Origin of the sequence: Sphaerisporangium fuscum (assembly GCF_018531465.1) — a bacterium.
GTDB lineage: Bacteria > Actinomycetota > Actinomycetes > Streptosporangiales > Streptosporangiaceae > Sphaerisporangium > Sphaerisporangium fuscum.
Window position 1 is genome coordinate 219,488 of the sequence record NZ_JAHDTF010000010.1, and the last position, 24,889, is coordinate 244,376.

Here is a 24,889-nt window from a genome sequence, read left to right on the forward strand (position 1 = left end):
GAATCAGGACGCCCGATGGCATTGCTGAAACGGTCGAGCCCGGCCGACAAGGGCAAGGTCGCCCCCGATTCCGAGGGGCGCATGCCGCTCATGGAGCATCTCCGTGAGCTGCGCAACCGCCTGGTCAAGGCGCTTCTGGGCCTGACCGTCGGCACCATCGTCGGGTTCGTCTTCTTCGACAAGCTCTGGGTCTTCATGAGCGAGCCGTACTGCCGGCTGCCGATGGCCCAGAAGCTCAAGACCGGTGAGTGCACCCTGGTGGTGCAGGGCGTCTTCGAGGGGTTCATGGTGAACCTCAAGGTCGCCCTGATGTTCGGAGCCGTGGTCGCCGCGCCGATCTGGCTGTACCAGATCTGGGCGTTCGTCACGCCGGGCCTGTACCGCAACGAGCGGCGGTACTCCCTGACGTTCCTCGGGCTGGCCGTCCCGCTGTTCGCCGCCGGCGCCGGTCTCGCCTACTTCACGATGGACAAGGGCCTCGCCCTGCTCCTCGGTTTCACTCCCGGCAACGTCATCCCGCTCATCAGCATGGACCAGTACATCGGGTTCCTGATGGCCATGCTGGTCATCTTCGGCCTGTCCTTCGAGCTGCCGCTGCTGATGGTGTTCCTCAACCTCATCGGCGTGCTGCCGTTCCGGCTGGTCAGCAAGCACCAGCGCATGGTCATCTTCCTGATGTTCGTGTTCGCGGCGATCGCCACCCCGAGCCAGGACCCGATCACCATGCTGGCGCTCGCGCTGCCGATGGTCGGCATGTTCATGATCGCCGAAGTCTTCATGTACTTCCACGACCGCAAGAAGGAAGCCGAGGAGGCTCAGCGCCAGCGGGAGCTCGAAGAGGAGCTCGACGGCCCGGGCGCCGCCGGCGTCGACTGAGTCGGGCCTCCACCCTTCGCACGGCCGCCGCGGCGCCGCGTCCGGCTCGCGTCCACTGGGCCAGGACGGACCGTGGCAGGCACTGGGTCTGCGCTTCAAGCGGTGGCGGGGGCGAGCACGCGCAGGGCGCCGGGCTCGACGGCGCAGGTGAGCGGGAGCGGGCCGACGCGCTCGCCGTCGGCGTAGGCGACGACGCCGGGAGCCTCCAGCGTGACCCGGCGCCCGCGGCGGGCGGTCACCGCCGGATGGCCGAGGTGGGTGCCCCGGTAGACCCGGGGGAAGGTCCGTAGCAGGGCCGACTTCGGCATCGGGCCGACGATCAGCACGTCCAGCAGGCCGTCGTCGGCCGCCGCCTCCGGGCAGACCCGCATGCCCGCCCCGTACGTCGAGGTGTTGCCGACGGCCACCAGCATGGCGTCCTGCTCGATCACCTCGTCGTCGACGGTGATCCTGAACGGGATGGGGACGAACGAGCGCAGCTCCTGCACCATGGCGACGAGGTACTTGGCCGTGCCCTGGGGGCGGGTGAGCAGGTTGGCGCGCTCGTTGACCTTGGAGTCGAAGCCGCAGGCCGCCACCCCGGCGAACCACTCCTCCTCGCCGATCCGGGCGGCGTCCAGCACGCGGGTCCCGCCGGCGGCCACGATCTCGGCGGCGGCGAGCGGATCCCTCCTGGGGATGCCGAGGGCGCCGGCGATGTCGTTCCCGGTCCCGGCCGGGATGATCCCGAGCGGCACGTCGGTCCCCGCGACCGCCTGGAGGGCCAGGTGCACCAGTCCATCGCCGCCGAAGGCGACCAGCGCCTCCGGGCCCTCCGCGACCGCCGTACAGGCCCGTTCGAGGGCGTCCTCGGCGCCGGTGCCCACGATCACCGAGACGGGGCGGTCCCCGGCCTTCAGACGGCGCACGACGGGGTCGAGCAGCCGCAGGCTGCGGCCACCGCGGGCCGCGGGGTTCACGAGGAGTACCAGCTCACCAGCCACAGCCGGAACCTATCCGCCCGAGCCGCTCCGATCCAGCCCCCAAAGGAAGGGGCACGCGCGCGACGCTCCCTGTTCCGGCCGCCGGAAAAGTCTTCCGAAGAAGCGCGCGAGGGACGCCGGCGGAGCAAGGCCTTGGGCGAGGGGGAGAAGGGCACGCCCTGACCAGGGCGGACGCCGGACGGCGGCGTCCCGGGCGGCCGGATCGGTGCGTCCGGGCCTCGTCCGGACGCGGAAAGGCCGGTGCAGCCGACAGGACCGGAATCCGGTTATCGGTAGGCTGAAGTGCATGACGACGCCTGCGGAACGCTACGCCGCCTTCCGTGAGAAGCACGCCGGCAGCGGGCCCGCGCTCCACTCCTTCCGCGGTCTGTACGACTTCGAGCTCGACGAGTTCCAGCTCGACGCCTGCCGGGCGCTGGAGGCGGGCGACGGTGTGCTGGTGGCGGCCCCGACCGGCTCGGGCAAGACGGTCGTCGGCGAGTTCGCCGTCCATCTGGCCCTGGAGCAGGGCAGCAAGTGCTTCTACACCACGCCGATCAAGGCGCTGTCCAACCAGAAGTACAACGACCTCGTGCGCCGCTACGGCCCGAAGAAGGTCGGCCTGCTCACCGGGGACAACAGCGTCAACGGCGACGCGCCCATCGTGGTCATGACCACCGAGGTGCTGCGCAACATGCTGTACGCGGGCTCCTCCACCCTCGCCGGGCTCAGCCACGTCGTCATGGACGAGGTGCACTACCTCGCCGACCGGTTCCGCGGAGCCGTCTGGGAAGAGGTGATCATCCACCTCCCCGAGTCGGTGCGCGTCGTCGCCCTGTCGGCGACCGTCAGCAACGCCGAGGAGTTCGGCGAGTGGCTCGGCGAGGTGCGCGGCGACACCACGGTGATCGTCGACGAGCACCGGCCCGTGCCGCTGTGGCAGCACATGCTGGTCGGCGACCGGCTGTACGACCTGTTCGTCGACGAGGACAACCGGCCGCGCATCAACCCCTCGCTGATGCGGATCTCCCGCGACGAGCAGCGCCTGGCCCAGGCGCGCGGCCGGCGCGGCTACACCCGGCCGCGCCGCGGCGCGAACATGGTCAGCCGGTCCGACGCGATCGAGAAGCTCGACTCCGAGGGGCTGCTGCCGGCGATCACGTTCATCTTCTCGCGGGCGGGCTGCGACGCGGCCGTCCTGCAGTGCCTGCACGCCGGCATCCGGCTCACCACCGACAGCGAGCGCCACGAGATCCGCCAGATCGTCGACGAGCGCACCGCCCACCTGCCCGACGAGGACCTGTCGGTGCTCGGTTACCTCGAATGGCGCGACTGCCTGGAGCGGGGCCTCGCCGCCCACCACGCGGGCATGCTCCCGGCCTTCAAGGAGGTCGTCGAGGAGCTGTTCACCCGCGGCCTGGTGAAGGCGGTGTTCGCCACCGAGACCCTCGCGCTCGGCATCAACATGCCCGCGCGGTCGGTGGTGATCGAGAAGCTCGACAAGTGGAACGGCGAGACCCACGCCGACCTGACGCCGGGGGAGTACACCCAGCTCACCGGGCGGGCGGGGCGGCGCGGCATCGACGTCGAGGGGCACGCCGTGGTGGCCTGGCAGCCCGGCATGGACCCCGTCGCGGTCGCCGGCCTCGCCAGCACCCGCACCTACCCGCTGCGCTCCAGCTTCCGCCCGTCGTACAACATGGCGGTCAACCTCGTCGGCCAGGTCGGCAGGGAGCGGGCCCGCACGCTGCTGGAGTCGTCGTTCGCCCAGTTCCAGGCCGACCGGGCCGTGGTGGGCATCGCCAAGCAGGTACGGCGGTCCGAGGAGGCCCTCGAAGGGTACGCGCAGGCGATGACCTGCCACCTCGGCGACTTCCAGGAGTACGCCCGGATGCGCCGGGAGCTGTCGGACCGGGAGGCCGAGCTGTCGCGCCGGCGCGGCTCGGCGCGGCGGGCGCAGGCCGTCCGGTCGCTGGAGGCGCTGAAGCCGGGCGACGTGATCCGCGTCCCCGGGGGCCGGCGCGCCGGCTTGGCGGTCATCCTCGATCCGGGTCTCACGATGCGCACCGAAGGGCCCTCGCCGCTGGTGCTCACGATCGGCAAGCAGGTCAAGCGGCTGTCGGCGGCCGATTTCCCGGTGCCGGTGGAGCCGGTCGAGCGGTTGCGCATCCCCAAGAACTTCAACCCGCGCGCCCCCAAGGACCGCGCCAACCTCGTCGCGACCCTGCACGCCAAGATCGGCGACCGTGACCTCGGCCGCCCCGTCCGGGCCCGCGACCACGACGCCGAGGCCATGCTGGCCCGGGGCGCCACGCCCGGCACCCCCGAGTGGGAGATCGCCGAGCTGCGCCGCGAGCTGCGCGCCCACCCCTGCCACGGGTGCGACGAGCGCGAGGACCACGCCCGCTGGGCCGAGCGCTACCACAAGCTGCTCCGCGAGACCGAAGGGCTGCGGCGGCGGGTCGAGAGCAGATCGCACGTGATCGCCCGTACGTTCGACCGGGTGTGCGGGGTGCTCGACCAGCTCGGGTACCTCGACGGCGAGACCGTGACGCCCGAGGGCCGCCGGCTCGCCCAGCTCTACACCGAGCTCGACCTGCTCACCTCCGAGTGCCTGCGCGCCGGCATCTGGGAGGAGCTCGACCCGGCCGAGCTGACCGCCTGCGTGTCGTCCCTGGTGTTCGAGTCACGGCAGGCCGACGACGCCCGGCCGCCCAAGATCCCACAGGGACGCGCCAAGGACGCCCTGGGGGCCATGGTGCGCATCTTCGCCGAGCTGGAGGACATCGAGCGCGACCACGCCCTGCAGTTCATCAGGGAGCCCGACCTGGGGTTCGCGTGGGTGGCGTTCCGGTGGGCCAAGGGGCACAGCCTCGACGCGGTGCTCACCGACGGCGACCTCGCGGCGGGCGACTTCGTGCGCTGGGTCAAGCAGCTGATCGACCTGCTCGACCAGGTCGGCAAGGCCGCCCCCCAGAACAGCAAGGTCAAGCAGAACGCCGGGAAGGCCATCGACTCCCTGCGCCGGGGCGTCGTCGCCTACTCCTCGGTCGGCTGACCACTGTCGTTCCCCGCTCGGCGGCGTCTCCGAGCGGGGAACTTGCGGGTCGGGTCAGGCGACGGTGAAGCGGACCTCCCGGGTGGTGAGGTCGGCGCGAGTGAGGCGTACCTGGATCTTCTCGCCGAGGGGAAGGCCGTCGCCGTCGCAGCGGGCGACCACCGCGGGGTCGGTGATTTGCACGACGCCGCCGGGCCTGCCCTCCTGGACGTCCACCACCACCGCGTCGAAGGTCTGCCCGACCTTGTCGCGCAGCACGAACGCCTCCACCAGGTCGACGCACGCGCGCTCGACGGCGGAGGCCCGGTGCCCGGCTCCGGTCATGAGCGACGGCAGCTCCTCCAGTGCCTGCTGGACGGGCTCGGGCACCGGCACGCCCTCGGCCACCGCCAGGCACACCTCGGTGCCGTAGCGATCGACGAGCCGGCGCAGCGGGGCGGTCACGTGGGCGTAGGGCGCGGCCACCGCGGCGTGGGTGGCGTCCTTCGGCGGCTCGCCGTTGAAGGCGGTGTACCCGGCGCCGCGCAGCAGCGCCGCCGACTCCCGCAGGAACGCCGCGTTCGCCGGGATCTTGGGGTCGAGGTTCGCCACGGCCTCCCCGAAGCTCTCGCCGTCCGCCCACGGCACGCCGAGGGCGGCGGCGATGCGGCGGACCCGGTCCGACGTCTCGCGTGGAGCCGGCGGCAGCGTGCGGAGCACGCCCATCTCGGCGTCGAGCATCATCGCGGCGGCGGCCATGCCGGTCATCAGCGAGATCTGGGCGTTCCACGCCTCGGCCGGCAGCGGGGTGCGGAACTCCACGCGGTAGCCGTCGCCGTGCGCGACGACCTCCTGCTCGGGCGTGGGCAGCGACACCCCGCCCCGCTCGCGTTCGAGCTCCGACCGCAGCGCGCCCACGACCGGCAGCAGCCGCAGCGTGCCGTCGGCGGTGCCGGTGTCGAGGGCCGCCTGCACGTAGTCGTAGTCGAGCCGCTCCCGGCTGCGCACCAGGGCGCGCGTCACGTCGGCCCCGATGGTGCGCCCGTCGGCGTCGAGGTCGAGGCACCACAGCGCCGCCGGGCGGGTGACGCCGGGCAGCAGGCTCGCGGCCCCCTCCGACAGGACGGCCGGGTGCAGCGGGACACGGGTGTCCGGCATGTAGACCGTCTCGCCGCGCTTCCTCGCCTCGGCGTCGATCGCGCCGCCCGGCCGGACGAACGAGCCGACGTCGGCGATGGCGTACCAGACGCGGAAGCCCCGCGGCCGCTCCTCGATGCACAGCGCCTGGTCGAGGTCCATCGACCCGGGCGGGTCGACCGTCAGGAGCGGCAGGTCGGTGCGGTCGGGGAGGGAGGGGAGGGCGGCCGAGGCCGCCCGCTCGGCCTCCTCCAGCACCGCCGCCGGGAACTCCTCGGGAAGCTCCAGCTCACCGCGGATACGCTCGAAGCCCTCGGCGAGCCTCGGAGCCTCGGACACATGAATCGCTCTGTGACGCACAAACCAGGATCTTAGGCGCTTTCCATCCCGCGTACCTGGGCCCGCTCCCGCACCGGGCCGGGAGCGGCCGGAAGGTGCGGTCAGCCGGCGAGGGCGGCCAGCAGGCGGTTGAGGGGGCCGTCGAGGCCGTAGCGGTCGGCCAGGGCGACCAGTGCCTCGGGATCGCGCGCGGCGACCGGGCGGGCCAGAGGGACGTCGGGGAGCGGCGCGTCGTGCGCCACCTTGACGACCTTCGGCGCCACCTCGAGGTAGTCGCGGGCGTTGGCGAGCTTGGTGCGGCTCCCCGCCGGGAAGCCCTCGGCCACGCCGTCGTCGAGCGCCTCCAGGATGGCGGCCAGCGAGCCGAACCGGGTGACGAGGGCGGCGGCGGTCTTGTCGCCGACCCCGGGCACACCCGGCAGGCCGTCGCTGGGGTCACCGCGCAGCGTGGCGTAGTCGGCGTAGGCCCGGCCCGGGATGCCGTACTTGGCGGTCACCTGCGCCTCGTCGAACACCTGCAGGTTGCGGATGCCCTTGATCGTGTAGAGGACGCGGCACGGCTGGGCGTCGTTCACGAGCTGGAACAGGTCGCGGTCGCCGGTGACGATGTCGACGGGCCCGGTGGCGCGGGCCGCGCAGGTGCCGATCACGTCGTCGGCCTCGTACCCCGGGACGCCGATGCGGGCGATGCCGACGGCGTCGAGCACCCGCTCGATGACGGGGACCTGCGGCTCGAGCGTGTCGGGCACCTCCTCCTGGTCGCCGGTGGCGACCCGGTGGGCCTTGTAGGAGGGGATGGCCGCCACGCGGAACGCGGGCCGCCAGTCGGCGTCCATGCACGCGACGAGCTCGCCGGGGGAGTTGGCCCGGACCAGCGTGGCGATCATGTCGATCAGCCCCCGGACGGCGTTCACCGGCATGCCGTCCGGCGCGGTCATCGACTCGGGCACCCCGTAGAACGCCCGGAAGTACAACGAGGGAGTGTCGAGAAGCATCAACCCTGGCATGACCCCATCCTTGCAGCCCACACCGACGAAACGGCACCGGTACCACCCCCGGACTCGGGCCGGGCCGCCCGCGTCACGGGGGGTGGGAGTGATCGATCGGGGTGGAATACATTGGGCGGTGTGACTACGACCCCTTCTGACCTTTACCCTGTGAGCCGCCTGGCCGCCGTGCGCGAGGCGGTCGGCGCCGCCGGGATCGGCGCCCTCCTGCTGACGCCGGGAGCCGACCTGCGGTACGTCACCGGCTACGACGCCCTTCCGCTCGAGCGGCTCACCTGCCTGGTGGTGCCCGCCGAGGGGGAGGCGTTCATAATGGTGCCCAGGCTCGAGATCCCCGCGGCCGAGCACTCGCCCGCCGCCCGGCTCGGCCTGGAGTTCGTGGCGTGGGACGAGACCGACGACCCGTACTCCGTGGTCGCCGGCAGGATCGGGCAGGTCGCCACCATCGGGCTGGCCGAGCGCATGTGGGCCATGCACTCGCTGCGCTTCCGCTCCGTCCTCCCCGGCGCCGAGCAGGTGCTCGCCACGTCGGTGCTGAGGGGCCTGCGCACGCGCAAGAGCCCGGCGGAGGCCGCGGCGCTGCGTGAGGCGGGCGCGGCCATCGACGCCGTCCACGCCCAGGTGCCGCAGTTCCTGAAGGCCGGGCGCACCGAGCGCGAGGTCGGCCGCGACATCGCCGAGGCGATCCTCGCCGCCGGGCACGCCACCGTCGACTTCGTGATCGTGGCCTCCGGCCCGAACGGCGCGAGCCCCCACCACGAGCTCTCCGACCGTGTCATCCAGGCCGGCGAGCCGGTGGTGATCGACATCGGCGGCCAGATGCCGAGCGGCTACTGCTCCGACTCCACCCGCGTGTACTGCGTGGGTGAGCCGCCCGCCGACTTCGCGGAGTACTACGAGGTGCTGCGCCGCGCCCAGGACGCCGCCTGCGAGGCCGTGCGCCCGGGCGTGTCGTGCGAGTCGATCGACGCGGCGGCCAGGGAGGTCATCGCCGAGGCCGGGTACGGCGACCACTTCATCCACCGCACCGGTCACGGCATCGGCCTGGAGACCCACGAGGAGCCCTACATCGTGGCGGGCAACACCGAGCCGCTCGCGCCGGGCTTCGCGTTCTCGGTCGAGCCGGGCATCTACCTGTCGGGCCGGCACGGCGCGCGCATCGAGGACATCCTGATCTGCACCGAGGACGGTGGCGAGCGCCTCAACAACCGGCCTCGCGAGCTCGTCGTGGTCTGATCGCCCGGTTCCACCATGCGGGTCCCGAGCGGCCCGAGAAGCCCGGATCATCGCTGGTCCGGGCTTCGCCCTGTTCAGGGGGGCGGGTAGAGGAGGGTGAAGGCGCGGAGGACGGCTTCTGTGTGCCGGCTGAAACGGCCCTCGTCGAACGGGGTGCCGGGGTCGTTGGCCAGTTGCTGGGTGACCACCCCGGCCAGCAGCACCCCCAGCATCTCGCGGCCTTCGTCGCTGTCGGCGCCGGGGTGCAGCCCGCCGAGGCGGACGGCCTCGGCCACCAGGTCGCCGATCTGGCCGACCGCCTCCAGCGCCGGCGCGTAGGCCTCGGGTGAGGGCTCGAACCCCGGGACGGGGCGCCAGAAGAGCAGCTGGGCGACCGCCGGGTGCTCGACCCCCCATCGCATGCCGGCCGTGACGGCGCCGAACAGCGCGGGCAGGCCGGGCTCGCGGCCCGCCGCGCCCCGGCGCAGCGCCGCCAGGAAGTCGCGCTGCCCCTGGGCGAACACCGCGTCGTACACCGCGTGCCGGGACGGGAAGTACTTGTAGACCGAGGGCGGCTGGATGCCCAAGCGCCGGGCCACCGCCGACAGGCTGAGACCGGCCGCGCCCTCCTCCGCCATCAGCTCGACGGCGATCTCGAGGATCTCGGCCTTGGTCTCGGCGCGCCGCCGCCCGCGCCGGTCGCCGCCCGCTTCCTTGATGCCCTCCATGCCGCCCATAGTACTATTGGTAATAGCCTTAGCTATAGCTATTAGCCATAGCCGTGAAGGAGGACAGGGTGGGCATCGGCCAGGCGGAGCGGTCCGCCATCGTGATCAGCGGAGCGCGGGAGAACAACCTCAAGGACGTCTCGGTGCGGATCCCGAAAGGACTGCTGACCGTCTTCACCGGAGTGTCGGGATCCGGCAAGTCGTCGATCGTCTTCGACACCATCGCCGTGGAGTCGCAGCGCCAGTTGAACGAGGCCTTCCCGGCGTACCTCCGGAACCGGTTGCCCCACTACGAGCGGCCCCGCGCCGAGGCGATCGAGAACCTCTCGCCCGCGATCGTCGTCGACCAGAGGCACGTCGGCGGCAACTCCCGTTCCACGGTCGGGACGATGACGGAGATCCACCCCATCCTCCGGGTGCTGTTCTCCCGCCACGGCTCGCCCAGCGCCGGGCACTCCAGCGCGTACTCCTTCAACGACCCCCAGGGCATGTGCCCGGAGTGCGAGGGGCTGGGCCACGTCGTCCGCCTGGACCTGCGGGAACTGCTCGACGAGGACAAGTCGCTCGGCGAGGGGGCGATCCGGTTTCCGGCGTTCGCCGTCGGCACCGCCACCTGGCAGCTGTACGCCGAGTCGGGACTGTTCGACCCCGACAAGCCGCTGCGCGACTTCACCGAGGCCGAGCGCGAGCTGCTGCTGTACGGCGGCGGGTTCAAGGTCGCCCGCGCCAGCCGCCGCGGCGTCTACCAGAACGAGTACGAAGGCGTCGTCGGGATCATGAACCGGCGCTACCTCAAGCGCGCCCCGGGCGCGGGCACCGGCAAGACGCAGCAGGCCCTGGAGCGCCTCACCACGCGGGGCCGCTGCCCGGCCTGCGGCGGCGCCCGGCTCAACCAGGCCGCCCTGGCCTCCACCATCGGCGGGCACACCATCGCCGACCACTGCGCCATGGAGGTGACCGACCTCATCGCTGAACTGGAACGGATCGACGACCCGGTGGCGGTCCCCGTCGCGACCGCCGCGCTCGCCGCGCTGCGCCGCCTCGAGACCTTCGGGCTCGGCTACCTCAGCCTCGACCGCGAGACCTCCACCCTGTCGGGCGGGGAGGCGCAGCGGCTGAAGACGGTGCGCCACCTGGGATCGAGCCTGACCGGCATGACCTACATCTTCGACGAGCCCAGCACCGGACTGCACCCGCGCGACGTGCGCCGGCTGGGCGAGCTGCTGCTCGGACTGCGCGACCGCGGCAACACCGTCCTGGTGGTCGAGCACGACCCCCACGTCATCGCCCTGGCCGACCACGTGATCGACATGGGCCCCGCCGCCGGGACGGACGGCGGGCAGGTGCTCTTCCAGGGCGGCGTGGCGGCGCTGCGCGAGGCCGGCACCCCGACCGGGCTGGCACTGAGCCGCCCGCTCACGGTGAAACGGTCCCCGCGCACCCCGTCCGGCGTACTGACCATCCGCGCCGCGAACCTGCACAACCTGCTCGACCTCACCGTCGGCATTCCCACAGGGGTGCTCACCGCGGTGACGGGCGTCGCCGGGTCGGGCAAGAGCACCCTGATCTCGAAGGTGTTCACCGCCCAGCACCCCCGGTCCGTCGTCGTCGACCAGTCGGCGATCGGCGGCTCCTCGCGCTCCACCCCGGCCACCTACATCGGCGTCATGGACACCGTGCGGGAGCTGTTCGCCCAGGCGGGCGGGGCCGACCCGGCGCTGTTCAGCTTCAACTCCGCGGGCGCCTGCCCCGCCTGCCAGGGCAAGGGGTACGTCCAGACCGACCTGGCGTTCCTGGACCCGGTGACCACCGTGTGCGAGGTGTGCGAGGGCCGCCGGTTCCGCCCGGAGGCGCTGGCGCACCGGCTGCGCGGCAGGACCGTCGCCGAGGTGCTGGACCTGACGGTCGACCAGGCGCGCGGCTTCTTCACCGAACCGGCGGTGTCACGCGCGCTGGACACGCTCGGCGAGGTGGGGCTGGGCTATCTCACGCTCGGGCAGCCGCTCAGCACCCTCTCCGGGGGCGAGCGGCAGCGGCTCAAGCTGGCGACCCGGCTGCGGGAGTCGGGGGCGGTGTACGTGTTCGACGAGCCCACCGCCGGACTGCACGTCTCGGACGTCGACAGGCTGCTCGCCCTGCTCGACCGCCTGGTCGACGGCGGCAACACCGTGATCGTGGTCGAGCACGACCTGCAGGTGATCGCGAACGCCGACTGGGTCGTCGACCTCGGCCCCGGGGCGGGACGGCACGGCGGGCGGGTCCTCTACGAGGGCACGCCCGCCGGCCTGCTGACGGCCGACGGCTCCCACACGGCCGAATACCTGCGCCGGGAGGTGGCGGGCGCGGCCTGAGCCCGTCAGCGCGGGCAGACGTCGCGGTAGGAGATGCCGGGCAGGTACCGCTCCCACTCGGCCGGGGTCAGCGTCCCTCCCGCCCGGGCGCAGACCTCGGCGGCCGCGCGGCCGGGATCGACGGTGACGTCCCGCAGCACGCCGCTCTCGTCGATCGTGTGGAGGACCGTGCCGCCGGAGCCGAACGCGACCGACAGCAGGTTCTGGCCCGCGCCGAGATTGATCGAAGGCCCGAGCTTGCGGGTGGCGCGGGCGTCCCAGAGCTGTACCTCCGACGCCCCCGTGGAGACCGCCACATCGCCCTCGGGGGAGAAGACGATGCGGGAGATCCCGCCCTTGAGGGTGTGCGCCCGGGAGGACTGGCCGCGCTGGTCGCCGGTGCGCACGTCCCAGAAGGCCAGCCGCCCGGACAGGTCGCCGGTGGCGGCCGTCGCCCCGTCCGGGCTGAAGCCCAGGGCGTTGACCAGGGAGAAGAGCGAACCTCCGCCGAAGACGTTGCCGATCGGCCGTCCCGTGGACACGTCGACCAGCTGGTTGGCCGAGCCGCTGACCGGGGCGATCATGCGGCTGCCGGGCCTGAAGACGACCTGTGTGTAGTAGGGGTAGTCGACCTTGCCGATCCAGCGGCCCTGCCGCAGATCCAGGACGAACGCCCGGTTGACGGTTTTCCCCGAGTAGTCGTCGCCGACGCCGTCGGCGGCGGTGACCGCGAGGAGGGTGCCGTCGTCGTTCACGCTCAGCGACGACGAGGCCCACCCGGCGGGCAGCCGGGCCCGGCGGACCAGTTTCAGCGTCGCGGTGTCCCGGACCTCGACCGTGTCGCCGAGCTCGCCCATCATCGCCAGCAGGCGGCCGTCCCCGCTGAAGGCGAGCAGGCCGCCGCTGCCGTCCCCGACGGTCGGCCGCAGCGGGGAACCCACGGGACGGTGCCGCGCGAGGTCCCAGAGCACGACCCGGAAGCTCTTCTCCTGGAACGTGGCGAGGAACCGGCCGTCCGGGCTGAACACCGCCGAGTCCGGACGTGTGCTCGTCAGGTGTGCCGGGGCGAGAGCGTCGGAGACGTCGACGCTCACCACGGTGTCGTCGGTGAGGAGGCGGACCGTCGTCCCGTCGAACCCCAGCCCCTCGGCAGTGCCCCGCCAGGTCAGCAGGATCTTGCGGTCCGAGACCCGCACGATCTCCCAGGAGTCCTCCTGGGAGATCACCAGGTGGCGCCCGTCCGGGCTGAACCACAGGTGACCGGTGTCGGAGCGCCACTCCACCGAGGCGGTGTCGCCGGGGAGCCTGCGCCCGGTGCGCACGTCGACGAGGGTGACGTACGAGCCGGTCGCGCAGGCGAGGGTGTGCCCGTCCGGGCTGAAGGCCACGTCCGCCGCGTTCTCGGTGCAGGTGCCGGAGTCGTGCCAGTGCCCGACCGGCTCGCCGCCCGGAAGCCGGAGCAGCCGGAAACGCTCGTCGGGGTCGGTCACGGCCGCCAGGTCGTTCGCCGGGGTGACCGAGACGGTGGTGATCCCGGACTTGAGCCTCACGACGGCGCCCGTCCGCGTGTCCCACAGTTCCCTGTCCGTGCCGAGCTCGACCTTGAGGTACCGGTCGCCGTTCTGAAATGTGATCAGGCCGAGCAGGCCGGGATTCTCCACCTTGCGGACGGCTCCGGTGGGCCTGGCCGTGGTGGTGTCCCAGACCTTGATCTTGTCGCCCGCCGCGACGGCGAGGTAGCGGCCGCCGGGGCTCAGGCTGGCCCCCTCGAACCGGTCCGTGCCGATGCCGAGGCCGTCCCAGCCGCCGACGCGCCGCCCGGTGCGCAGGTCGTAGACGCGCACCCCTCGGGGGGACACGCTGAACAGCCGGCGGCCGTCGGCGGTGATCTGCCGTACCGTCTGGCCGCCGCGCTCGGGGTCGGCGAAGACCTGCCTTTCCCGCTGCGCCCACGCGTTCTGCAGGGTGGAGCGGGTGGCGGACGTGGGGGACAGCCGCCAGGCGGCGACGCTGAGCAGCATGGCCAGCCGCGGGTCGTCGGTGCGCATCGCGTCGGCCTGCCCGGCCAGCTGGCCGGCGGCGGCGGTGTCGCGCTGAGCGGCGATCTCGCTGCTCTGCCGGACCGCGAGGGTGCCGCCGGCGAGGGCGAGGACGAGCAGGACGGCCAGAGCGGTGGTGACCAGGCGGCGGCGGCGGACCCGGTGGCGGGTGGCCGCATTGGAGGCGTCGAGGAAGTCGCGTTCGAGCTTGGTCAGGGTGAGGTGGCGGCGACCGGTGGCGGCCCAGCGCAGCGCGGCCTCCAGGCGGCTGCCCTGGTAGACATCGGCCGGGCGGCGGCCGTGGTCGTCCCAGTGCCGGGCGGCGGCGTGGATGGCCGCGTGCGCCCGCAGCCCGTCACGCTCGTCGGCCACCCAGGAGCGCAGCCGCTGCCAGGCCTGCACCAGGGCGGGCCTGGCGAGGAAGACGGTGTCGTCGCGGGTGCCCAGCAGGTAGGAGAACACCTCCAGCACCCGGTTGAGCGCCGCCTCCTCCTCGGGGGTGCGCCCGTCGGCCAGCTCGCCGCGCGACACGGTCCGCATGACGATCTCACCGGCCTCGCCGACGCCCACCAGCCGCAGGAACAGGTCGGGGACGAGGTTGCGCTCGGCGGGGGTGAGGAACCCGTAGGCGTCCTCGGCGAGCGTGCCGAGAGCGGGGTCGTCGCCGGAGGCGCCCAGCAGGGCCGCCTCGGCGCTGCCCTTGCCGAGCAGTTCGGCCTGCGTGCCGGAGAACCCGCTGACCAGGCCGAGCAGCAGCTCGCGGGCGGTGGGACGGGCCAGGGGGTCCTTGGACAGGGCGGCGGCGACCAGCGGCCGCAGCGCCGCGGGCAGGTCGTCCAGGTCGGGATCGACGGCCAGCACCTTGTGCATGACCGCGCCGAGGGTCTCGGCCCGGAACGGGTCGTCACCGGCCGCGGCGTAGACGACGATGGCACCCCAGGAGAAGACGTCGGCGGGCGCCCCCGCGCGTTGCCCGGTGAAGACCTCGGGCGCCATGTAGGTGGGCGTGCCGGTGACCAGGCCGGTCGCGGTCAGCGACATCTCCAGCGTGCGGGCGACCCCGAAGTCGATGACGCGCGGCCCGTCGGGGCCCAGCAGGACGTTGTCGGGCTTGAGGTCGCGGTGGATCACCCCCGCGTCGTGGATCGCCGTCAGCGCGGTGGCCACCGCCGTGGCCAGCCGGTACAGATCGTCCCCGGCGAACCGCCGCCCCCCGGTCACGGCCTGGCGCAGGCTGGGGCCCTGGATGTACTCGCTGACGATGTAGGGCCGCTCGCCGTCCAGATCCACCGCCAGCACCCGGGCCGTGCAGAAGGACGCCACCCGCCGGGCGGCGGTGGCCTCCTTGCCGAACCGGGAGCGCAGGTCGCCGTCGGCGGCGGCGTCGGGGTGCAGCACCTTGATCGCCACCCGGGCGCCCTCGGCGTCGTAGGCCTCGTACACCACGCCCTGGCCACCGGCCCCCAGCCGCCCTGCCAGCCAGTAATCGCCCAACCGGGAGGGATCCCCCGCCGCCAGCCCCGACCCCGCCATCATCGACCACCCTGTCCGTCGTGCGTCACGCCCCCTTAGATGCCGCCCGCCCCGGCGAAGTTCGCGGGAGGACGGACGCCGCGGGGCGGCGCCGCGCTACGGCTTGCGGCCGACCCCGCAGAAACCGGCGACCTCCGCGGGCTCGCCGTACGGGGTGGCCTCGGGCCGCCAGCGCGACATCGACACCAGGCCGGGCTCGACCAGCTCCAGGCCGTCGAAGAAGCGGAGGATCTGGTCCCTGGTCCGGGCCGTGAGGGGGGTGTCGGCGCCGGAGTTGTAGTCCGCCTGGGCCGCCGCGTTCGCCTGGACGACCTCCTGGTCGCCGATGTCGAAGGTGGCGTGGGTGAGCGCGAGGTGGGATCCGGGCGGCAGGGCGTCGACCAGCCGGGCCACGACCTCGCGCGTCTGGTCGAAGTCCTCGACGAAGTGGAGGATGCCCAGCAGCATGAGCCCGACCGGGCGATCGAAGTCGAGCGTCCTGGCCGCCTTGGCGAGGATCTTGCCGGGTTCGCGCAGGTCGGCCTCGACGTAGTCGGTGACGCCCGGCGGCGTGCTGGTGAGCAGGGCGTGGGCGTGCACCAGGACCAGGGGGTCGTTGTCGACGTACACCACCCGCGACTCGGGGGCCACCCGCTGGGCGACCTCATGGGTGTTGTCCATCGTCGGCAGGCCGGTGCCGATGTCGAGGAACTGCCGGATGCCCGCCTCACCCGCCATGTAGCGGACCGCGCGGCCCAGGAATGCCCGGTCGGTGAGGGCGATGGCGTCGATCTGGGGGAAGAACTCGCGGTAGCGCCGGGCGGCCTCGCGGTCGACGGGGTAGTTGTCCTTGCCGCCGAGGAAGACGTTCCAGACCCGTGCGCTGTGCGGGACGTGGGCCCTGATCCTGCTCTCGAGGTCGTCGATCATGGCAGGCATCTTGGCGTGCCTCCAATTCGCCGCGCAATCTCCGGCATTGCCGAAGATTGCCAATTGTGCCGAATGAGCTGGGAATTCGCCGTGCTTCGCCTCTTTTTTGCACGTTCCAGAGGCCAAGTTGAGACCACCCTTTTTCAGGATTTCTGGCCAAAAAAGTGTTTGCCTGATGTCGAGGGGGTACGCAAAGACACCGTTATCGAATCGAGATGGATGGATGGAGGAACAAGGTGCCCCCAACAACCCCCGGCCGGCCGGACAGAGGTCCGTCCTGGGACCGGCGCCCGCGTCTGCGCTCGGCCGGGCCGCTGGTGTTCGCGGCGACGGTGCTGCTGGCGTCCGGCGGCGTCGGAGTGGCCGCCGCGTCGGCCGCGTCCCCGGTCAGCCCTTCGACCCCGGCCCCCACCCCGACCACCACCGACGCGACGCCCGCCCCCACCCCGACCACCACCGACACGGCCACGCCGGCCCCCACGGACACGAGCACGGCGACCCCGGTCCCCACCGACACCGCCACCCCGGCTCCCCAGCCCACCCCCGTGGAGGTGCCCCGCCTCGACCCGAGGGTGTTCGCGGGCGCGCTGCACGGGGAGTTCTCCGTCCCCACCAAGGACGGGTGCGGAACGCTGACCCTGCTCGCCCAGACCGGTGAGGCCACCGCCGTCACGGAGGACTCCATCACCGTGCGCAGCCGGGACGGCTTCGAGAAGGTGTACGCCATCACCGAGGACACCCGCGTCACCTCGGGGCATCGGAACAAGGAGGTCCGCCAGGGGGAGTGGACGTCCGTGATCGCCACCACCGAGGGCGAGACGGCCACGGCCGCCTATCTCACCGACCTGACCCGTCCGGCGAAGAACTTCTGGCGCTCCAGGACCTGGTGGTACCGGGCCTGGCAGAACCCCGTCCCGTCGATCCAGGGCAGCCCGGAGGCCTGCCCCACCCCGCCCACGACCCCGTCCCCGACGCCCACCGACACCGCCACGCCCACCCCGAGCGTGACCCCGACGGAGACGCCCACGACACCCGAGCCGACCCCGACCACGACCGACACCACGACGCCGGCCCCGACGCCCTCGTCCTGACCTCGTGAGCATGACCTGGGGTGTCCTGCAGGACGCCCCAGGTGGAGGCCGGGGCGTGACCTGACCGCGCCCCGGCCGTCCGACGGCCGGTGTGAAGTGTCCCGAATGTGAAGCCGGTCACCGCCCGCACGCGGATGCGGTAGGTTACCCGATCATGTGTCGGCCGTCCGCGCCGAGCGTCGGCCGCCGGTCGGCGCGCGCGCGGCGCAGGGCTGGAGGCTTCAGGTCGTGAACGCGGACAGCGCCGCGTGGGAGCGGTGCAGTGTGGTGGCCGTCGTGCCGCCCGCCCGGCCCCGCAAGCTGGCGAAGGTCCCCTTCGTCGAGATGGCGGACGGGCGTCTGCAGGGCGTGGTGTCGAGCGGCTCCGACATCGAACGGGTCTATGTCTCGTCGATCGCCGCCGCGACCCACGGCTTCAGCTGCAGCACCAACAACAACCGGCCCTGCGGCGGCCTGCACGGCTCGCCCTGCAAGCACCTGCGCGCCCTCGCCGACGAGGCCGTGCTGCAGTACGGCTTCGACCGCGTCGCCCGCTACCTCCGCGTGGACGCCGGCGAGGGCGGGGTGTCGGGCGACGACCTGATGGAGCGCCTCAACGGCACGATCGAGCCCGGCGGGGCGGCCGCGGTGTTCAGCCGCTTCCTGCGCCACCTGGCCTACCTCGAGATCCCCGCCGCCGCCGTGCCGATCGAGGAAATGCACTGGTTCCCGGCCACGAGGGCGGCGGGCTGATGCTCGGCGTGCAGCTGGCCGAGCTGCTCGGTGACGATCCCGCCGGGGCCGCGCAGGCCCTCGACCTGGTGACCGGCTTCGACGACGCCCTGACGCACGGGTTCGCCCGCCTCGGCGGCGATCGCGCCGGCGCGCTCACCGCCCTGGCCGGGGCGCTGGCCGCCACCCCGCTCGGCGAGCCGACGGCGGAGGCCGCCGAGAAGATCGCCTCCGGCTCGGTCGCCGGGGAGCACCTGACGGTGCTGGCGGGCGGGCGCGCCGCCCTGCTCGGCGCGGTGCACGACGCGCTGCTCGACCGCTTCGACACCGCGACCGGGCGCGCGCGGACGTCCTGGGAGGAGCCGCCCGCCGCCGCGTCCCTCCCCGGCAACCTGCTCGCCGGCTGCCGGTCGTGGCTGCACGAGCTCGCCATCACCGGCTGGCGCGGCGTCGACCACGACCTCGTCTCCGCCTCCGCGCAGACGCTCGACGCCCTGCTCGGCGAGCCCGCGACGCGCCGCCTGGCGGTGCTGCTCGACGGCCTGGCGGCCGAGCTGCGCGCGTCGTGCCCCGTCGCCACCATGGACGTCGTGCCCGCCCGCCGCTGGGCCGACCTGTGGACGCGCGCCCTGCTGCTGTCGCAGCCCGGCGGCCTGCCGGGCGCCGAGCCGGCCGGGACCGTCTCCGGCCGGCTGCTGATCCTCGGCGCCGACGTCCACGAGCACGCCACCGCCGTCCAGGTTCAGGTGCACGCCGTCCTGGAGCCGGCGGGAGACGCCCCCTCGCGGCTGGTACGGGCGTCCGTCTCCGCGGCCAAGGTCGACACGATCACCGGGCCGGCCGTGTGGCGGCTGCTGGGCGGCTTCCCGGTGCTGCTCGGCGCGCTGGCCGAACGCCGCGCCCTGGAGGTCGACGGCATGCCCCTGCTCGCCGGCGGCGACCTGGTGTGGACCGACGAGCGGGCCCGCCTCGGCGACGCCGCCGATCCCTTCGCCGTCGCCCGGCTCCAGCTCCCCGCCGCGCAGGCCCCGGCCGTGCGGCCCCTCGACCGCCACCCGGCGCGCATCTGCGAGCCCGTGCTCGTCGAGGGCTACACGGCCACCCCGGGCGAGGACGGCGCGGTGGCGTTCGACCTCGGCGGGAACGTGATCGTCGCCGACACGGCCCGCCTGCCGGCCTGCGGCCCGCTCACCCCCGAGCTGGTCGCCGCGTCCTCCGCCTGCCTCGGCCTGGTGCGCTGGGACGGCGGACGCTGGACGCTGCAGCCGCTGGCCGTCCAGGCCACCGTCAAGCGCAAGCCGGTCGCCGCCCACAGCGGCGACTGGGCGCTCGGCCCCACCGACCCCAAGGTCGCCAAGGCCGAGGCCAAATCGGGCGACGCGGTGGCGGTGCTGCGCGAGCGGGCGGGACGGCTGCTGCGGAAATGAGCGACCCGATGACCGGCGCCCACGAGAACCGGCGCCAGGTGCTCTACTGGCGCCTGCTGGCGCGGCTGTTCGACTCCGACGAGCAGCACACCCTGGAGGCCGCGAGCGTCGCCGTCGTCGGCGACCTCGGCCTGCCGCCCGCGCTGCTCGACCCGTCGGTGTCGGCCGACACCCTCGTGCAACGCTTCCCGGAGCTGGCCGGCGAGTTCGACGGCCTCCTCGAGCCGGGGGACGACGCCGCGGGCGGTGACCCCGGCCCCGTCGGCGAGGCCGAGGTGCGCCGCGCGGCCCTGGTGTCCAAGCTGCTGCTCAACGTCTTCTCCACCGGGGCCGGCAGCGTGACCGCCACGCGGCTCGCGGGCTGGAAGAACGACGCCGGATGGTTGCGGCGCGCGCTCGGCGACGGCCCCGGGGCGGGCGACCTGTCCGGAACCCTGGCCGCCCTGGAGGGCGACCTCGTCCGCCGGATGCGCCTTCGCGACGTGCTCGCCGACCCCGTCCTGGCCCGGCAGCTGACGCCCAGCATGTCGCTGATCGAGCAGCTGCTGCGCGACAAGGCCAACCTGTCGGGGGTCGCGCTGGCCAACGCCAAGGCGCTGATCCGCAGGTACGTCGACGAGGTCGCCGAGGTGCTGCGCACCCAGGTCGAGCAGACCAGCGTCGGCGAGATCGACCGGTCGGTGCCGCCCAAGCGGGTGTTCCGCAACCTCGACCTCGAGCGCACCATCTGGAAGAACCTCACCAACTGGAGCCCCGAGGACGAGCGGCTGTACGTCGACCGGCTGTACTACCGGCACACCGCCCGCCGCACCACCCCCGCACGGCTGATCGTGGTGGTGGACCAGTCCGGGTCGATGGTCGACTCGATGGTGAACTGCACGATCCTGGCGTCGATCTTCGCGGGCCTGCCCAAGGTCGACGTGCACCTGATCGCCTACGACACCCGGGCGCTCGACCTGACGCCGTGGGTCCACGACCCGTTCGAGGTGCTGCTGCGCACCAAACTCGGCGGCGGCAACGACGGCCCGGTGGCGATGGCCATGGCCCGGCCCAAGATCACCAACCCGCGCGACACCGTCATGGTGTGGATCTCCGACTTCTACGAGTTCGACCGGTCCCAGCCGCTGTTCGACGGCATCGAGGCGGTGCACCGCTCCGGCGTGAGGTTCATCCCGGTCGGCTCGGTCAACAGCTCCGGCAGTCAGATCGTGAACCCGTGGTTCCGGGAGCGGTTCAAGGACCTCGGCACGCCGGTGATCTCGGGTCACATCCGCAAACTCGTCTTCGAGCTCAAGAGCTTCCTCACCTAGGAGACCGCATATGACCGACGACATGCTGCGTGCCCCCGCCGAGGTGAAGTACGCCGCCGAGCTCGACTACCTGGAGTCCGTCGACGACGGGCCCAAGCCGTTCTCCTGGCGGCTCAGCCCCCGCATGGTGCGGCTGTTCGTCCTCGGTTCCGAGCGTTCCGACGGGCTGGAGCGCGAGATCCCGCAGAAGTGGTTCGGCGACCGGAGCTTCGTCGAGCGCGCCATCGTGACCCTCGCCTCCGACCGCGGCCTGCTGCTGATCGGCGACCCCGGCACCGGCAAGAGCTGGCTGGCCGAGCTGCTCTCCGCCGCGATCTGCCGCAACTCCACCCTCGTTGTCCAGGGCACCGCCGGCACCACCGAGGACCACATCAAGTACTCGTGGAACGTCTCCATGGTCATCGCGCGGGGGCAGTCCCGCGACTCGATGATCCCCTCGCCGATCATGACGGCGATGGAGCGGGGCGTCATCGGGCGCTTCGAGGAGCTGACCCGCTCCACCAGCGACGTGCAGGACGCGCTGATCTCGATCCTGTCCGAGAAGTACGTGTCCATCCCCGAGCTCGACGACGACAACATCGTGTTCGCAAAGCCCGGCTTCTCGATCATCGCGACCGCCAACAGCCGCGACCGGGGGGTGAACGACCTGTCCTCGGCGCTGAAGCGGCGCTTCAACTTCGTCCGCATCCCGGTGGTGACCAGCAAACGCAGCGAGGCGGAGATCGTGCGCTTCCGCACCACCGAACTGCTCCGCCGCCACCGGATCGAGCTGGACGTTCCCCCCACGCTGCTGGACATCCTGCTGCAGAGCTTCGCCGACCTGCGGTCGGCGTCGGCCTCGGCGGCGAGCGACGACGAGAGGCTGGAGTCGTCGCTGTCCACCGCCGAGCAGATCGGCGTGCTGGAGGACGCCATCCTGCACAGCCACTTCTTCGGAGACCGCACGCTGCGCGCCGCGACGCTCGCCGGTTCGCTGGTGGGCTCACTGGCCCGGCGCAGCCCCGAGGACCTCGCCATCCTGAACAAGTACTGGCACGGTGTGGTCGAGCCTCGCAGCAAGAAGGACGGCGGGCCGTGGGAGGACTTCCTCGAAGGCGGCCGCCAGGCGATCGCCACGCTCTCATGACCTCCGACTCCTTCCCGGCGGGCGGCGGCATCGTGCGGGCGTCCGCGAGCGACGGCGGCCGGGCGTCCGCCGTCCCGGCCCCGCCCGACGGGCACGCGGTCCCGGGCTCGCTGGACGGCGGCGCGCCCGCGGGGCCCTTCGCCGCCCTGCGCCGGCAGCTCATGGACGCCGCAGAGGCCTTCGCCGCCGAGCCGGACGCCCTCGCGGGCATCCTGTCGGGCATGGTCGACGACGTCGACCGGGCGCTGCGGGAGGAACTCGAGATCTTCCCCGTGTGCCACCACTCGCCCGCCTCGGCGCTCGCCATGGCGAGACGGCTGCGCGAGAAGCGGCCCGAGGTCGTCTACCTCGAACTCTGCGAGGACCTCACCCCGCTGCTCGGCGAACTGCGCAACTGCCGCCTCCCCGTGGCGCTGCAGGCGTTCGCCTCCAAGGCCGAGGGCTTCCCGCCGGACGTCGAGGGACCGCTCAGCGTCGTCGCGCCCATCACCGAGGCCTCGGCCGAGTACCAGGCCATCGCCTACGCGCTGGAGACCCCCGGCGTCGAGCTGGTGCTGGTCGACCGCTCCGCCGACCACGTCTTCCAGTGGCTGCCCCGCGAGACGGCCCGGCCGGACGAGCAGGCCGAGCCGGATGAGCCGTCCCCGGCCGGCGGGGAGGACGGGGCCCTGCACGGCGACGCCGTCGGCGTCGAGATCGGCGACCTGCGGCCGCGCTTCGCCGAGCTGGAGGCCCACCTGCTCCACCACGGCAAGGTGCGGCACTGGTCGGAATGGTGGGACCAGTACGTCGAGCAGCCCCTCGCCGGCGCCGACCACGACACCTACCGGCAGGTCATGGTGCTGATCGGCAGCCTCTTCCGCCGCCTCCGCCCCGCCGGCGACGGCCGGGAGGCCGTCGACGAGGACCGCGAGCGGTACATGTGGACCCGCATGCGCGAGCACCTCGCCGCCTCCGGGGCCGACCCGGCGCGGTGCATGTACGTCTGCGGGGCCTACCACGCGGCCGGCCGCGTCGAGCAGTTCGGCCTGGCCCCGGGGGCGCCCGCCTACGAGATCACCCCGCGCACCCCCACCCGCTGGCTGTACGGGCTCATCCCCTCCAGCCACTCGGCCATCGAGGCGCAGTTCGGGCTGGCCTCCGGCTCGGTGTCGATCGCCGCCGCGACCTGGACGAAGGCCGTGGCGCGCGGCGGTGTCACCCCGTTCCGGCTGCAGGGCCAGAAGGGGAGCCGCAAGAGCCCGGCCGCCGCCCCGCCCGCCGCTCCCGCCGGGCCGGCCGGCGACCGGCTGTCCGGCTTCCTGTCCAGCCCGCCCGCCCTCGGCGGCCTCGACGAGGACGAGCTGCTCGGCTGGTGCGTCGACATCGTCCGCCTGGCCCGCCGCAACGGCTACCTGGCCAGCACCGCCGACGCCATCGCCGTGTTCGAGACCTCCATCCTGCTCGCCGGCCTGCGCAACCGGGCCCGCCCGACGCCGTACGACTTCCAGGACGCCGCGGTCACGTGCATCGAGAAGGACGTCGTGCCCGGACGCCGCGACGTGCGGCGCCTGTGCGAGATCCTCCTCGGCGGCGACCGGATCGGCCAGGTCGGGTACGAGGCGCTCCCGCCGCTGGCCCGCGACGTCCACGACCGGCTGGCGCCGCTCGGGCTGGCGCTGGACAAGCGCAACGTGCAGCGGGCGCTGCTCGACCTGGACGCCCGTCCCGAGCTGCGGCCCTGCTCCGACCTGCTGTGGGTCCTGCGGCGCCTGCTGCCGCAGGGGGCCGCCCGTCCGATCATGGGCTCGCGCGGCCTGGGGGAGCGGTCGATCCAGGAGAGCTGGGACCTGGACCTCGGCCGCCACCAGCGCTCCCTCATCGAGCTGGGCTACGAGGGCGTCACCGTCGAGCAGGTGCTGGAGCAGCGCCTGCGCCGCGCCGTCCGGGACCCGGCGGCGAGCGCCGCCACCGCTCTCGCGGCCGTCGAGGACGCCATCGTCTTCCTGGGCGGCCGGAGGTTCGCCGAGGAGCTCGGGGAACGCGCCGTGGAGCTGCTGGCCGCCGAGCGGACGGTCGACGACGCCCCGGAAGTGCTGAGCCGGATCCGCCGCCTGCTCGCCCACTACCGCGCCACCGAGCCGGAGCTGCCCGCCTGGTGCCGGGAGTTCGTCACCGCCGGCTACGCGCACTACTGCACGCTGCTGCCCACCGCCTCGGTGGACGAGGACACCGGAGTCCGGCAGGTGGCGGCCATGCTGGGGTTCCTGTTCACGATGGAGGGCCTCGCCATCTCCCTCGGCTGCGACCGGGCCCAGCTGGAGATCGCCGTACGGCAGTCACACCCGTCCGCGCCGGCCAAGGTCGCGCTGCTGTGGGCCGCCCAGTCACGGCTCGGCACGCTTCCCCTGGCCGAGCTGCGGGCCCGCTGCGACGAGCTGCTCGCCAACCCGCTGGTCGTCCCGTCGTTCCCCCTGTACATCAGCGGGTTCGTCCAGGCGCTCGAACCGGTCCCGACGCTGGCGCCGTTCGTGGTCGAGGTGATCTCCAAGGCCTTCGCGCGGCTGCCGGACGGCGTGCTGCTCCCGTGGCTGCCCAAGCTGATCACCACCCTGCGCGACCAGGCGCCCGAGCTGGTGCCCGTGCTCGTCCGCGAGGCGGGCCGCACGTTCCCCGGGACCCTCGCCGCCGTGGACGCCTGGGTGCCCCCCTGGGCGCCCGCCTCCGGCCCGGCCCCCCAGGCGGTCGTACCCGTCCCCCGGCCCGCCGGCCCGGTGACCGGCCTCCTGACCGCGCACCCGGCGACCTGCGACGCCGTGGCCGCGCTGCTCGGCTACGAGGGAACGTGGATGACACCGGCCGCCGGCACGAGCCCAGCGGTCGTCCTTCCCGGTCACTCCGCGTCGGCGGAGGCGGCGGCCCTTGTGTCCCGGCACCCCGAATCCGCCGAGGCCCTGACCCGCCTGCTACCGGCCGCGGGGATCGCCCCCTAGGCGATGCCGGGGGACCGCCAGGACGTACTCGGCGGCCTCGTCGCCACGCCCGTCGTCCAGCAGCCGGCATTCGGCCTGGTCGTGAGCGTCGTCATCGAAGCCTGGTCGACCGAGCTGAGGCGGTCCCTTGGAAGGGATCG

General features: G+C 73.1%; 16 protein-coding genes. 10 read left to right on the forward strand and 6 right to left on the reverse strand.

Features of this window, described 5'->3' with window-relative positions:
- Nucleotides 1-15: 15 nt before the first annotated feature.
- Nucleotides 16-876 (forward strand): twin-arginine translocase subunit TatC, encoded by an 861-nt coding sequence (gene tatC / locus KIK05_RS13460; RefSeq protein ID WP_214410999.1) that lies wholly within the window; start codon nt 16-18, stop codon nt 874-876.
- Between the two features lie 95 nt (nt 877-971).
- Here tatC and KIK05_RS13465 read toward each other — a convergent pair whose 3' ends face one another.
- On the reverse strand, nt 972-1,859 hold the full coding sequence (locus KIK05_RS13465; RefSeq protein WP_214411000.1) for a diacylglycerol/lipid kinase family protein: 888 nt from the start codon (nt 1,857-1,859) through the stop codon (nt 972-974).
- A gap of 286 nt (nt 1,860-2,145) precedes the next feature.
- On the opposite strand from KIK05_RS13465, the gene KIK05_RS13470 reads away from it, so the two are divergent.
- Nucleotides 2,146-4,896 carry a DEAD/DEAH box helicase gene (locus tag KIK05_RS13470; protein ID WP_214411001.1) on the forward strand — a complete coding sequence of 917 codons (2,751 nt, stop codon included), beginning with the start codon at nt 2,146-2,148 and terminating at the stop codon, nt 4,894-4,896.
- 54 nt (nt 4,897-4,950) lie between these two features.
- Here the strand turns inward: KIK05_RS13470 and KIK05_RS13475 are convergent, their stop codons facing one another.
- Complete coding sequence (locus KIK05_RS13475; protein WP_308249894.1) at nt 4,951-6,351, reverse strand: RNB domain-containing ribonuclease; 1,401 nt, start codon at nt 6,349-6,351, stop codon at nt 4,951-4,953.
- Between the two features lie 101 nt (nt 6,352-6,452).
- A complete protein-coding gene (locus KIK05_RS13480) occupies nt 6,453-7,358 on the reverse strand; it encodes a 5'-3' exonuclease (protein WP_214411002.1) in 906 nt (301 codons plus the stop codon).
- Between the two features lie 150 nt (nt 7,359-7,508).
- Between KIK05_RS13480 and KIK05_RS13485 the strand changes: the two genes are divergently transcribed.
- Nucleotides 7,509-8,594, forward strand: coding sequence for a M24 family metallopeptidase (locus KIK05_RS13485; protein WP_308249895.1), 1,086 nt, complete (start codon nt 7,509-7,511; stop codon nt 8,592-8,594).
- Between the two features lie 74 nt (nt 8,595-8,668).
- Here the strand turns inward: KIK05_RS13485 and KIK05_RS13490 are convergent, their stop codons facing one another.
- Complete coding sequence (locus KIK05_RS13490; RefSeq protein WP_214411004.1) at nt 8,669-9,301, reverse strand: TetR/AcrR family transcriptional regulator; 633 nt, start codon at nt 9,299-9,301, stop codon at nt 8,669-8,671.
- Between the two features lie 68 nt (nt 9,302-9,369).
- On the opposite strand from KIK05_RS13490, the gene KIK05_RS13495 reads away from it, so the two are divergent.
- Nucleotides 9,370-11,652, forward strand: coding sequence for an ATP-binding cassette domain-containing protein (locus KIK05_RS13495; protein WP_308249896.1), 2,283 nt, complete (start codon nt 9,370-9,372; stop codon nt 11,650-11,652).
- A gap of 5 nt (nt 11,653-11,657) precedes the next feature.
- Here KIK05_RS13495 and KIK05_RS13500 read toward each other — a convergent pair whose 3' ends face one another.
- A complete protein-coding gene (locus tag KIK05_RS13500) occupies nt 11,658-15,206 on the reverse strand; it encodes a serine/threonine-protein kinase (RefSeq protein WP_214411005.1) in 3,549 nt (1,182 codons plus the stop codon).
- A gap of 93 nt (nt 15,207-15,299) precedes the next feature.
- Complete coding sequence (locus KIK05_RS13505) at nt 15,300-16,112, reverse strand: SAM-dependent methyltransferase (RefSeq protein WP_250562709.1); 813 nt, start codon at nt 16,110-16,112, stop codon at nt 15,300-15,302.
- Nucleotides 16,113-16,348: 236 nt separating this feature from the next.
- Here KIK05_RS13505 and KIK05_RS13510 point away from each other — a divergent pair, with 236 nt between their 5' ends.
- The 6 genes from KIK05_RS13510 (at nt 16,349) to KIK05_RS13535 (ending at nt 24,749) form a co-directional block, all read left to right on the forward strand.
- On the forward strand, nt 16,349-17,203 hold the full coding sequence (locus tag KIK05_RS13510) for a hypothetical protein (protein ID WP_214411007.1): 855 nt from the start codon (nt 16,349-16,351) through the stop codon (nt 17,201-17,203).
- 228 nt (nt 17,204-17,431) lie between these two features.
- Nucleotides 17,432-17,935, forward strand: a complete 504-nt coding sequence (locus KIK05_RS13515) for a hypothetical protein (protein ID WP_214411008.1) — start codon at nt 17,432-17,434, stop codon at nt 17,933-17,935.
- Nucleotides 17,935-19,341: a hypothetical protein gene (locus KIK05_RS13520; protein ID WP_214411009.1), complete on the forward strand. Its 1,407-nt coding sequence runs from the start codon at nt 17,935-17,937 to the stop codon at nt 19,339-19,341. Before KIK05_RS13515 ends, KIK05_RS13520 begins: the two co-directional genes overlap by 1 nt.
- An 8-nt stretch (nt 19,342-19,349) precedes the next feature.
- Entirely contained in the window at nt 19,350-20,651 is a 1,302-nt protein-coding gene (locus tag KIK05_RS13525) for a VWA domain-containing protein (protein ID WP_250562710.1), read from the forward strand.
- A 10-nt stretch (nt 20,652-20,661) separates the two neighbouring features.
- Nucleotides 20,662-21,777: an ATP-binding protein gene (locus KIK05_RS13530; protein WP_214411011.1), complete on the forward strand. Its 1,116-nt coding sequence runs from the start codon at nt 20,662-20,664 to the stop codon at nt 21,775-21,777.
- A gap of 161 nt (nt 21,778-21,938) precedes the next feature.
- Nucleotides 21,939-24,749: a DUF5682 family protein gene (locus KIK05_RS13535; protein ID WP_214411065.1), complete on the forward strand. Its 2,811-nt coding sequence runs from the start codon at nt 21,939-21,941 to the stop codon at nt 24,747-24,749.
- Nucleotides 24,750-24,889 lie beyond the last annotated feature (140 nt).